Raw genomic sequence first — 12,588 nt, forward strand, 5'->3', positions numbered from 1 at the left:
ATTTTTCTAATGCTTAAGTTAATCACTACTGTGGCTGGCGCACATATACCGGATGACATAAATGGTAAGGTGATGTTTCTACTTAAAATTCAATCTCTTCTCGCTCTTGTCCTATAGTTTCAGTTTTATCAGCACCTTTTGCTGCCCAAAACATTGTATCGATACACTTAGCAAGTTGTTCTACAGTTGGTGCTTCAAATAAATTGCGTACAGTTACATCTATTTGAAAGGTATCTCGGATTCGGGAAATTAACTGAGTAGCTAGTAGAGAATGACCGCCCAATTCAAAGAAATTATCATGCACGCCTACCTGCTCTTTTACCAAGACTTTAGCCCAAATTTCTGCAAGTAACTCTTCAAGTTGCGATCGCGGCGCTACATAATCATATCTATCAAAGGTTACTTTGGGTCTAGGTAAAGCCCGACAGTCTACTTTGCCATTAGGTGTTAATGGTATTGATTCCAGTACCACATAAGCTGTTGGTATCATGTATTCTGGTAACTTTTCTTTCAGAAATTTACGTAGTAGAGATGCCAAATTTGCTGTCTCTACTACATTAAGAACAAGATAAGCCACCAAATACTTGTTATCAGGTATGTCCTCATCAGCAATGACTACTGTTTCTCTCACTGCTGGATGTTCACTCAACACCGCTTCAATCTCTGATAATTCAATGCGAAAGCCACGAATCTTTACTTGATTATCAATCCGACCTATAAATTCAATATTGCCATCTGGTAAATAGCGGGCTAAATCACCTGTTTTATAAAGTCGTGTTTTTGAATTATTACTAAAATAATTTGTAATAAAGTGTTTAGTAGTTAATTCCGTGTGATTGAGATATTCTCGTGCCAGACCATCACCACCAATATATAATTCCCCAATAACGCCAACAGGCACAGGCTGCAAATAAGTATCTAATATATAAATTTGTGTATTATTGATCGGGCAACCAATGGGAATAGATGTAGCTAGTTCTGGTAACTCATGTATATGATAATAAGATGAAAATGTTGTATTTTCCGTAGGCCCATAAACATGAACTAAATGCTTTGGCGCACTATGTTGGAGAATCTTTTTGACCCATCTGATATTAACAGCCTCGCCACCAAATAGCAAATATCGCAATGACGCAAAAGCTTGCAGAGCGTCTCTAGCAATCTGTTGAAATAAAGCTGTTGTCAAAAACAAGACACTGATTTCTTTTTGTTGTAGCTGTAATGCAAATTCTTGAGGCGAAAGGATTACATTTTTGCTAACACCTACAAGTTGAGCGCCGTTAAGTAGCGCTCCCCAAATCTCGAATGTTGCGGCATCAAAAGAAGTGTTTGAGGCTTGAGCAATTTTATCTGATGATGACAATTTTATATAGTTTGTATTACACACTAGCCGATTTACAGCTTTGTGAGTTATAGCCACTCCCTTGGGTTTTCCTGTAGAGCCGGAAGTGTAGATAATATAAGCTAAGTTATTAGATGTAACGCTACTTTCAAGGTTGTTTTTGTTTTCTTGAGTAATAATTTCCCAGTCTTTATCTATACAAATAATTGGATTCAAAAAGCATTCAAAAGACTTGAGCAACTTTTCTTGTGTTAGCAATACTGAAACTTGTGCATCTCCCAGCATAAACTTTAGGCGTTCTTGAGGATAGCTGGCATCTAAAGGAACATATGCTCCTCCTGCTTTCAGAATGCCTAGTAACCCAACTATCATTTCTATAGACTGGAAAATGCAAATACCTACTAAAGTTTCTGAACCTACCCCAATTTTTTGTAAATATTGTGCTAGTTTATTGCTGCGTCTATTCAACTCTTGATAAGTAATTTGCTCATTACCAAAGATTAATGCTATAGAATCAGGATGATGGTGTACCTGTTCTTCAAACAATTGATGGATACACTTATCATGAGGATAGTTTACGTTAGTATTATTCCATTCCACTAATATTTGATGTTGTTCCGCTTCACTTAATAGCGGTAAATTTGCAATGCGTTGTTCTGGATTGGCAACAATGCTTGACAGCAGAGTTTTAAAATGCTCCAGCATCCGGGTAATAGTAGCTTTATGAAACACATCTGTGTTGTAAACTATTACGCCGCGGAGTCCTTCAGAATATTCCCAGTTTGCACCCCATAAGCTCCTAAAATCATCAGAACACTTCCATAGGTGTAGCTCCAAATCAAAACGCGTTTTGTTTAAGTCAATATTCATAAAGCTAGGCACTAATCCAGGCAGTTCTAGTGCCGACATTGGCGCATTCTGCAAACTAAACACTACTTGAAATAACGGATGATAGCTTAAGTTTCGCTCTGGGTGGAGTTCTTCAACTAGCTTGTCAAATGGCAAATCTTGCTGACTATAAGCTCCTAGTGTTACCTCTCGTACTCTGCCTAACAGTTCTCGGAAAGTCGGGTTTCCAGATAAATTACTGCGTAGCACTAAACTATTGACAAAAAAACCAATTAGACCTTCAATTTCGCTGCGGTTACGGTTAGCAATTGGCGAACCTACGGCAATATCTTCTTGATGTGTGTAGCGGTAGAGTAAAGTTTTAAATGCTGCCAACATCATCATAAAAAAGGTTACACCTTCTTGCTGCGAAAGCTTTTCTAGTGCGTCAGTTAGCTTTTTTGGTAACTCAAAAAATTGTGTTGCACCTTCATAGCTTTGTATAGCTGGCCTTGGTTTGTCGGTAGGTAAATGCAGCATAGAAATACCATTTAATTGCTGCTGCCAATAAGTTAACTGTGTTTGCAGTACTTCTCCTTGTAGCCACTCGCGTTGCCAGTGTGCAAAGTCGGCGTACTGAAGAGGCAGTTCTAATAGAAGTGGAGTTTGCTTCTGTGTAAAAGCTGTGTACAGCGTTCCCAGTTCCCGAATCAGCACCCCAATAGACCAATCATCGCAGATAATATGGTGCATATTCAGTAACAGAATATGTTCTGTGTTGGAAAGCACAAGCAACTTAACTCGCAGCAATGGCCCGGAGGATAAATCAAAGGGATGTTCTATCTCTGCGGTAACAATGCTGTTTACTTCAACCTCCCTTTCACCATCTGCCATTAGCTGGAGGTCTAATACAGAAATAGGTATTGTTAAGCTGGGCGCAATCGCCTGTAGGGGTTGCCCATCCAACACTATAAATGTAGTGCGTAAGGTTTCATGGCGACGCACAATTTCGTTAAAAGTTTGCTCCAGTGCCGTTAAGTTAAGCGAACCTGTTAAGCGAATTACTGTCGGCACATTATAAATAGTATTCTCAGGGATCAACTGGTCAAGGAACCATAACCGCTGTTGGGCAAAGGATACTGGAAAGACAAAAACCTCTTCAGAAGACATATAGCAATCCTAAATCATAAGCCCTACGGGCAGGCTACGCCAACGTGAAAATCTCTCTTTATTCTCTCTGCGTTCTCTGCGCCTCTGCGGTTGTTATAAAAAATTATTTTTCCCAAATCACATAGGATTGCTATGTTGATCCATCCTTATCTTTTTGTGCTTCCTCAATACAGGCTCTTAACTGTGCAGCGAGAACCTGGATATGAGGTTTTCTCAACATAGTTAAGTGATTGCCAGGAATATGATGAATTTTCGTTCCTCCCACAGCTAACTGATCCCAACCCATACTCGGCTCTCCCTCCGCAGTGTTTGACTGAACTCTTGTTCTAAAAAGATTAATTCGCTTAGGGTAAACTTGCGGAACGTAATTGAGAACTGCTTGGCTATTGGCATTAAAAACACGAAGCATAGGGCGAATTGCTGACTCGCTTAAAAGTCTTAATTTAGATTCTTCAGATATAAGATTGACTGTGGCATCCTCCTTTTGGATGAACTGCGAAAACAAATTTGTTTTGAATGTTAGCGACTCCCAAAAGGAGTATCGTGTCAACTTCTTAAAATTAGGAAACCGAGAAGTTAAACTATTAATTCGATTTTTGCTAGGAGCAGTAATTAGACGCAAATAATCAAGGAAAAAAGGCCACATATATGGCACTACTGTAGTAAAAAGAAACTTGAAAGTATTACTCAAAGAAGGGAGATTGCTCTTAATTGGTGCTACAGTGTCAAGCACAGCAAGTAGCGCTACTTCTTCTCCAGAGTTTTGGAGTTGTTGAGCCATTTCAAAAGCAACCCAACCTCCGAAAGACCAACCTCCTATAAAATAAGGGCCTTTAGGTTGTACTGAGCGTAATGCTTCAATGTAATGGCTAGCCATATCCTCAATGCGGGTTAGTGGAGTTTTCCCATCAATTCCAATAGGTTGTAGTCCATACAATGGCTGATTTTTCCCCAAATGATGAGCTAATTCATAATAAGGAAAGACAACACCAAAGATTGGATGGACGCAGAAGAAAGGTGGATTTGAGCCATTCGGTTGAATCGGAACTAAAGGAGACCACGCCAGAGAATCTGTTCTTGAATATAGAGCAATTGCTAAACTTTCAATTGTTTGATTTAAAAACAGGTTAGATAAGGGTAAATTACGCTCAAGTTGTTTGTTTATCTGGTCTAATAAACGTACAGCCAGTAGCGAATTACCTCCTAAATCAAAGAAGTTGTCATGAATCCCTACATTCTCAACGTTAAGGACTTCAGCCCAGATTTTTGCCAAGGTTAACTCAGTTGGAGTACGAGGTGCAATAAAGGTTTTATCTATTGAGCGGCTCAGAGTATCAACTGCTTTTAGTGCAGAACGATCTACTTTGCCATTAGCCGTTAGGGGCAGAGAATCCAGAATTACAAAAGCTTTTGGTATCATGTATTCTGGTAATTTTTCTTTTAAGAATTGACGCAGTTCAATAATTGTTTGCTCCTGCGGTGACTTAGAAACAATATAAGCCACTAAATGCTTATTATCAGATAGATTACCTTGAGCAATTACAACTGCTTCTTGTACATTATTATGCTGGACTATAACCGTTTCAATCTCTGACAATTCAATGCGGAAGCCACGAATTTTTACTTGATTATCGAAGCGACCTAAAAATTCAATATTACCGTCTGGTCGATATCGGGCTAAATCACCCGTCTTGTAAATTCTTGCTCCTTTCTTAGTATTAAAAGGATTGGAAATAAACTTTTTGGCGGTTAAGTCAGGGCAATTTAGGTAGCCTCGTGCTATCCCATCACCACCGATGTATAATTCGCCTAAAATTCCAATTGGTACAGGCTGTAAATGCTTATCTAATATATAAATTTCAGTGTTAGCAATTGGACGACCAATGGGAGGTTTTTCACTAACAGATTTAATTTCAGCAACAGTTGACCAAACGGTTGCTTCAGTAGGGCCGTAAGCGTTAAAAAACCTCCGGCTAGAACTCCACCAACGTTTTACTATATCCTCGGAACATGATTCGCCTGCACAAATAATAGTTTGCAATGCAGGGAGTGATTCTGTAGGTAAAACTGCCAAAACCGCAGGTGGAAGGATAACGTGGGTAATAGCTTTTTCGCGTAATAGTTGAAGCAAAGCTTTTCCAGGTAGAAGACATTCTTTTTTTGCTAAATAAAGAGTTACTCCTATTTGCAATGCCATCACAATCTCAAAAATTGAGGCATCGAAACTCAATGATGCAAATTGCAGAATGCGGTTACTTGGTTGCAAGTTAAAAACCTCAATCTGATCTGCTACCAAATTAGATAGTCCTCGGTGTTCGATTAAAACGCCTTTTGGCTGCCCTGTTGAGCCAGAGGTATAGATGACATAAGCTAAGTTTTCAAGTGTTACGTAACTGCTTAGGTTTTCTCCGTTATATTGTGTAATAGCTGCCCAATCTTTATCTATACTAATAATTGGATTTGAAAATTCTGTAAAATGCTGAAGTAATTTCTGCTGTGTCAGCAATACTGAAACCTGTGCATCTTGCAACATGAATTTAAGACGTTCTTGAGGATAGCTGGCATCTAAAGGGAGGTAAGCGCCACCAGCTTTGAGGATGGCTAATATGCCAATTATCATTTCTGGCGATCGCTCTACACAAACGCCAACTAAAGATTCAGTTTCTACACCTATTTTTTTAAGATAATGTGCAAGTTGGTTGCTACGTATATTTAACTCTTTGTAGCTGAGTTGTTGATTACCAAATACTAGTGCAGTTGCATCGGGACTTTTTTCAACCTGTGCTTCAAAGAACTGATGAAAACACTTACTATTTGGGTACGTTTTCTTAGTGTCGTTCCAATCAATTAATAACTGCTGTCGTTCTCCTTCAGTAAGCAAAGCTAAATCTGAAAGACGCTGTTTTGGATTGGCGACAATACTTTCTAATAGTATTTGGAAATGTCCCAGCATTCGCGTAATGGTGCTTTGATCAAATAAATCAGTGCTATACACCACTTGCCCTTTGAGAGTTTCCAAGTCTCGCCATAAATGGAACTCTAAATCAAGCTTTGCAATTTTGCTGTCGAAGTCGAATAACGAAAGCTTTAACCCAGGTAACTCTAGCGCTTCAATGGGAGTATTTTGCAGGCTAAATACAACCTGAAATAGGGGATGGCGGCTTAAATCTCGCTCTGGGTGAAGTTCCTCCACCAGCTTTTCAAAGGGCAAATCCTGATGGGCATAGGCTCCCAAAGTTACCTCTCGCACTCGATTTAATAATTCTCGAAACGTTGGGTTACCTGAGAAATCTGTACGTAGCACCAAACTATTAACAAAAAAACCAATTAACCCCTCTAGTTCGCTACGATTGCGATTAGCGATCGCTGAACCTACTACAATATCCTCTTGCTGCGTGTAGCGATAGAGCAAAGTTTGAAATGCTGCAAGCATTGTCATGAACAAGGTCACATCTTCTTGGTAGCTAAGTGCCTCTAGCGCTTGAGTTAAGGAATGTGGTAGTTCTAAAAATTGTTTTGCACCCCTGTAGGTTGGCACTGCTGGCCTTAATCGGTCGACCGGGAGATTCAGCACCGAAATCCCATTTAATTGCTTTTGCCAATAAGCTAACTGCGTTTGTAAAGGCGAACAACCGTTTTCTCCCACTGCTTGCAGCCACTCCCGTTGCCATTGGGCGAAATCTGCATACTGAATGGCTAGTTCTGGCAGGAGCGTAGACATTAGATATTGCTTATCTTCTACAAAGGCTTTGTATAATACCCCCAGTTCTCTAATTAACACTCCAATTGACCAGCCATCGGCAACAATATGATGTAGATTTAGCAGCAGCACATATTCTGCTTCATCTATTTGTAGCAACTTCACTCGCAGCAATGGCCCAGTAGTGAGATTGAAAGGATGTTGAGCCTCGGCGGTTGCGATTCGCCGTAGTTGTGTCTCACGTTCTTGGTCGAAATTGCGTATATCTATCAGGGGAAGAGGTATGGTTAAGCTTGGTGCTATTACCTGCACTGGTTGCTGCTCTGTCATCACAAACGTAGTGCGTAAGGTTTCGTGGCGACGAACAATTTCGTTGAATGTCTGCTTTAAGGCGGTAAAGTTGAGGGAACCTGTCAAGCGAAGTGCTGTTGAGACATTGTAAAATGAACTGCCCGGTGCTAGCTGCTCAAGAAACCACAATCGTTGCTGGGCGAAAGAAGTGGGGAAGACAAAAACCTCTGCTTCTTCAGAAAAATTGAGTTCTTCATCAGCCGTGAGGCTACTAAAAATATCCTGGCTCATAACAAGACCTTTGCCAAAAAAAGAGTATGAAGAGAGAGGACTGATGAAGTAAAGTTATTGTCTTCCACAACGATAACGCATTCGCTAAAAGCAACCCATTTTTGACATCCTATCACTATAGATGATGGCTGCTACCGCAGGTAAATGCTACAATAATGCGGTTTTCCATACTGAACATGATGTCAATGCTAACAATCAATCGGTGAGTAACGAGGTTCTAAGAATGAGTCAATCATAAATCATCCTCCTCAGATTTAGCTGGAGGTTGCTCAGAAAAGCCGGGCAGCCTTTGATACATATAGTTCTAAACGATGTTGTAAATACTTTGGGTGAGTTAATAGAAGCGATTGATGATGTGAAACAATTAATACAATAAATAGGGGAATCTGAACATGGAGCAAGAAATTAGAAATGCACTTGGTTTGGGCTGGACTGAAGTTGTGCCAGAGCCTCTACCAAAGATTGAACCAGATCCACAGCTAAAAGTTACGATTTATGATTTTGCGGACTTGTTAGCAAAGAACGAGCCACCGAAAAAACAACGCTAAATAGCAAATAGCTATTTTCTTTGCAGGCGATCGCTCCACGCCTATATTCAAAACGAAGAGATTAATTTATGAAACGACCACACGCTCGGCGGCCACAATTTATTGCTTTTTGCATCACTGGAACAGCTGCTGCCATTGCTGCTGGGTATTTTGGTGTGCAAGTTTTGGGAAAAAATACGATGTATGCAATCAGTAGTGGAACTATTGGGCTGGGTATAGGTACATACTGCATCCAAGTTTTAGAAAAGAAAAAGACACGACAAGCTTGATGTGCAAAGTATTGTTAGCAGTACTTTGCACCATTTAGTATCAGTGAAAATTAGAGATGGCGATCGCTCAGTCTATTGTGGTAGAGAAATATGGCTGTCAAATTAGTGTCAAAAACTGCCAAAATTCCTATTGCACATGAATTTTAGCAGTTTGAAGCATGACCCCAATAGATTCAGATTGTATAATGGAACAGTTCAAATTTGAATAAATAAAGTCATGTCTAGCCATAGTTAATTTCAAGGATGAGCCTATAACATCAAATGCAGGTTTAACAATTGCGGAATTAGACCAGAAAATAGAAATAACATCACGATTAGCACAGTATTTTAAAGATTACTAAGAACAAAATTATATGTGCTATGTTCAATCCCCTGAAAATCTGAGCCTATCTCTGACAAGAATAGGTTTTCAACCCTGAGCGCAGTCGAAGGTTTGAAGCTGAGCGGAGCCGAAGCTTCAACTTCATCATAAAGTTTGCCTTAGTTCTTTTTTAACGTAATTACATAATCTGCATTATACTGTGTGATTAACTTCAATCATTAATCGTAAATTTATAATTAAATCTATTTCTCTCCTCTTGACTGTATAAATATGGATTATTTCTACTTCTATGTACTAGCCATATTTAAATTTGGGTATTTATTAATAAAAGTATTACTTCCCAAGAATGACTTTAGTGAAATTAAGGTTTTTATTTGAAAAATATCTTGGTTTTTTGCTAAAAATATTTATTATACAAAAGCTGTTAATAAAGTTTGTTTTGCTAATTAGTGCTTATAAAGGAATAGCTATAAAAATTTAACTACTTAAATATTGATTAGATAATATGGTTCAGTCCCACGAAGATGACATTTCAGTAGAAACTAGTTCTCTTCCCCCTATCCCCATTCAAGAAATCTTAGAGGATAGGACATTAACAGAGACAGTACTTTTTCCAACCCCAAAACTGTTTCTAAAAATTTCTAAGCTAGAAATTCGTAAAAGTCTCAAAGCGTTAACTTTTGAGAGTGTCTTTGCTGCGGTTTTTTATAGCATCATTGGTGGCGCGTTGCTCAGTAATTTCTTGCTAGAGTTAGGTGCTGGCCCAGTCGAAATTGGTCTGCTCGCGGCTATCCCTCAGATGGTAAATCTGCTCCAACCATTGGGAGCCTATCTGGTAAACCGAAGTACCAGTTTCCGCTGGTATTTTGTCTGTATTTTCATGCCGTCGCGGCTGTTGTGGTTGATTCTCATACCAGCGATTGCGTTAGTTACTTCATCTCATATAGCTGGGCAGCAAGTAGTGCAGTTGACATTGGCACTTCTTTTGGGAGCTAATGTCATCGAAGCTTTCGGTCGTGCGCCTTGGCTTGGTTGGTCAGCGGTGTTAGTACCTCAGCGCTTGCGGGGGCTATATTTTGGCTTTCGCAATAGTATTCTTGGCTTAACGAACCTTATTAGTGTGCCGCTGTTAGGTTTAGCGGTATCGGCTTGGCCTAATGGAACACTTCAAGGTTACGGCGTAGTTTTGGTTGTAGGAATTGTGCTAGGGCTAATCAGCCAGATTTGCCAGTTTTGGATGACCGATGTAAATCCGCAGCTTTTAAAAGTTGCGAATTCAGGGACATCCCAACCGCAGCCACAGGGAATAGATTTTAGCTTGTTTAAAGATGCTAATTTTTTGAAGTTTGTTCTTTACTTGAGTATTTGGTGCTTTGCTGTTAACGTCAGCGCTCCCTTCTTTAACCTGTATATGCTGGACAACCTAGATATAGATATTAGTGTGGTAACGATTTATAACGGGTTAGGAACTGGTGCAAACATGGTAATGCTACTTTTATGGGGCAAACTGTCCGACCGAATTGGGAATCGTCCACTACTGCTATTGGTGGGAGTTTTGGTGGCAGTGACACCTCTGTTGTGGCTAGGAGTTGGAAGCGATCAAATTTCTTTTTGGATCTGGTTACCCTTGTTGCACGTAGTAACTGGTGGTACATGGGCGGCAATTGATTTGTGTACCAATAATCTGATGATGAGAATAGCACCCCTGCGTTATCAATCTACTTACTTTGCGATCGCCGGGGCAATTGCTGGTATAACTGGGGCAATAGGTATTAGTCTCGCCAGCTTTCTAACAACTCTACCTGATGCTATGGGTTTACTGGGGCTGTTTGTTCTTTCAGGCTTACTACGCATGGTTGCACTTGTACCCTTAGTTTTTGTTCAAGAGCAACGCTCTATGCCATTAGGCCAGTTAATGCGAATCCTGTTCCCAATCAAGCAGTCAACAGATTTAATTAAAGTAGAATAAACCTTTTACAAAAGGAACTTTCGCACTCTTGCAGGTAAAAGGTTAAAGGGCGGGATAGGAAAATCTATCCCTTTCACCTTTCTGCTTTAAGTAGAACAATGTGAAAAAACCAAACTGTGTAAAGATAATTAAATACGTATAATCCATCTACCGCGGTAACAAAGATATGGGTAGCCGTTTAAGGGTATTTCTGACTAGAGAGCAAGATATGACTCTGTTCAACCTGAGAACGGCAGATGTACCTCAGAAAGTAAAAGACAGAGCAGAAGTGATTAGATTGAGCGCAGATGGTTGGTATGTAGAGAAGATAGCGACTCACTTTAATTGGACTGCACAAACGGTGCGAGAAGTTTTGCATAGATGGGAGCATCTTGGGTTAGAGGGACTTTGGGAAAAACCAGGGAGGGGAGGGAAATCAAGGTGGGTTGAAGCTGACATGGTTTTTTTAGAAGAATGTTTAGAAAAAGAACCACGTACATATAACAGCGTTCAATTAGCCCAAAAACTAGAACAAGAACGCTCTATAACATTAAGTCCTGACTGGTTAAGACAGGTACTTAAAAAAAGGGGATCATTTGGAAACGAACGAGAAAAAGTCATAAAGGAAAGCAAGACCCAGTATTACAGCAAATCAAACAGGCAGACTTAGAAATGCTGGAATTGTCTGCGGCTGTTGGTGAAATCGACCTGAAATATCTGGATGAATCCGGATTTTGTGCTTGGAGTGAACCGAGTTATAGCTACTACTTCCGGGGAGAACAAAAACGCTTGGAGCAGAGTAAACGCCGGGGTCGAAGATTAAGTATTATTGGTTTTCTCCAACCCTTAATTAGTTTTGTTTACGGTTTGGTGATTGGTGGTGTTTCACGTAAATCTTATATTCAGATGATGGAGCTTGAAGCAGCCGAAGCCCAAAAAACAGGACGGAGCAGAGTCATCGTCCAGGACAATGGCCCAATACATCGGTGTAAAGAAGTTCAGCAATTATGGTCAAAGTGGGAAGACATGGGTTTGTACATCTTCTTTTTACCTAAATATTGTTCGGAAATGAACCCGATTGAATTGGAATGCTTGACCTCAAAAAAGATGAATTAGCCTCGAAAACTTTTGAGGATGAGTTAGAGCTTGCCTATGCTGTTATTAATGGAGTTCAAACAAGAGGAGAAAAGGGAAGCTACAGTACGCAACGTATAAGATTTAGCTCTAATTCTTCTGCTTAATTGTTTGTTACATACTTGTAAATTTTCTCCACGACTTACTTACCATGCATCCCCACTAATGCCACGAAGCCCAATAATAAATTTTAAATCATGTATCTTAACAATATCCCAGCAAAATGGATAGATTTAAAAATCGTGATTGTGGATAACTAACAGAATATTCCAGGATAACATTTTATCTAATTATATGAGAGGTATAATGTAAATATTTATGTTAAATAATACACGCCATATATTATTCACAATATCATAAATAATATGTAGAATTTATCCTGTTTTATAATTAAAAAATTTGGATAATGAAGAGTTAGTATTTGCCACAAAGGCGTAATTAGTGTGGTGCGAGCTTTAAAATAGCGGCAAACAGCAGCTAGCTAAATATGAAAGACACCCATTTGAATTAAATGTCTATAAACCTTGCTAAATACAGCAGAATTCCAAATTAAAATGGTCGCACCTCGACTGCGCTCCGTGGTCGCCGAGTGCAGTCGAGGTGAGTTAGGATTAAGAAGTAAAACAGGGTTTGAGTCTTTAGTTGTGTACTTAACCAACTTGAAATTCACTGTAAAGTTTAAAAATATATTTTTTATAAGTATGGATTAACGTTAGATTAGTTCAAAAACTGAATTGCCAAGAAC

6 protein-coding genes are annotated in these 12,588 nt (G+C 39.5%); 4 read left to right on the forward strand and 2 right to left on the reverse strand.

What is annotated here, in order from left to right; translation table 11 throughout:
- Positions 1-82: 82 nt before the first annotated feature.
- On the reverse strand, positions 83-3,340 hold the full coding sequence (locus WKK05_RS09350; RefSeq protein WP_341529459.1) for an amino acid adenylation domain-containing protein: 3,258 nt from the start codon (positions 3,338-3,340) through the stop codon (positions 83-85).
- A gap of 130 nt (positions 3,341-3,470) precedes the next feature.
- Positions 3,471-7,622 (reverse strand): amino acid adenylation domain-containing protein, encoded by a 4,152-nt coding sequence (locus tag WKK05_RS09355; protein ID WP_341529460.1) that lies wholly within the window; start codon positions 7,620-7,622, stop codon positions 3,471-3,473.
- Positions 7,623-8,014: 392 nt separating this feature from the next.
- On the opposite strand from WKK05_RS09355, the gene WKK05_RS09360 reads away from it, so the two are divergent.
- From WKK05_RS09360 to WKK05_RS09375, 4 genes are all read left to right on the forward strand, one after another.
- Positions 8,015-8,170, forward strand: a complete 156-nt coding sequence (locus WKK05_RS09360) for a hypothetical protein (protein ID WP_341529461.1) — start codon at positions 8,015-8,017, stop codon at positions 8,168-8,170.
- Between the two features lie 68 nt (positions 8,171-8,238).
- Complete coding sequence (locus WKK05_RS09365; RefSeq protein ID WP_341529462.1) at positions 8,239-8,439, forward strand: hypothetical protein; 201 nt, start codon at positions 8,239-8,241, stop codon at positions 8,437-8,439.
- 827 nt (positions 8,440-9,266) lie between these two features.
- The gene (locus tag WKK05_RS09370) at positions 9,267-10,730 is read left to right on the forward strand and encodes an MFS transporter (protein WP_341529463.1); all 1,464 of its coding nucleotides are present in this window, start codon (positions 9,267-9,269) and stop codon (positions 10,728-10,730) included.
- A 166-nt stretch (positions 10,731-10,896) separates the two neighbouring features.
- A protein-coding gene (locus tag WKK05_RS09375) for an IS630 family transposase (protein WP_341529464.1) occupies positions 10,897-11,825 on the forward strand; the annotation gives its coding sequence in 2 pieces (ribosomal slippage) (positions 10,897-11,289 and positions 11,292-11,825; 927 coding nt in all).
- Positions 11,826-12,588 lie beyond the last annotated feature (763 nt).

Source organism: Nostoc sp. UHCC 0302, assembly GCF_038096175.1.
In the GTDB taxonomy this organism is placed as follows: Bacteria; Cyanobacteriota; Cyanobacteriia; order Cyanobacteriales; family Nostocaceae; genus UHCC-0302.

Coding starts and splice junctions, on each gene's coding strand:
- WKK05_RS09355 (WP_341529460.1), bottom strand. CDS start 7,622: ATGAGCCAGGATATTTTTAGTAGCCTCACGGCTGATGAAGAACTCAAT.
- WKK05_RS09360 (WP_341529461.1), top strand. CDS start 8,015: ATGGAGCAAGAAATTAGAAATGCACTTGGTTTGGGCTGGACTGAAGTT.
- WKK05_RS09350 (WP_341529459.1), bottom strand. CDS start 3,340: ATGTCTTCTGAAGAGGTTTTTGTCTTTCCAGTATCCTTTGCCCAACAG.
- WKK05_RS09370 (WP_341529463.1), top strand. CDS start 9,267: ATGGTTCAGTCCCACGAAGATGACATTTCAGTAGAAACTAGTTCTCTT.
- WKK05_RS09365 (WP_341529462.1), top strand. CDS start 8,239: ATGAAACGACCACACGCTCGGCGGCCACAATTTATTGCTTTTTGCATC.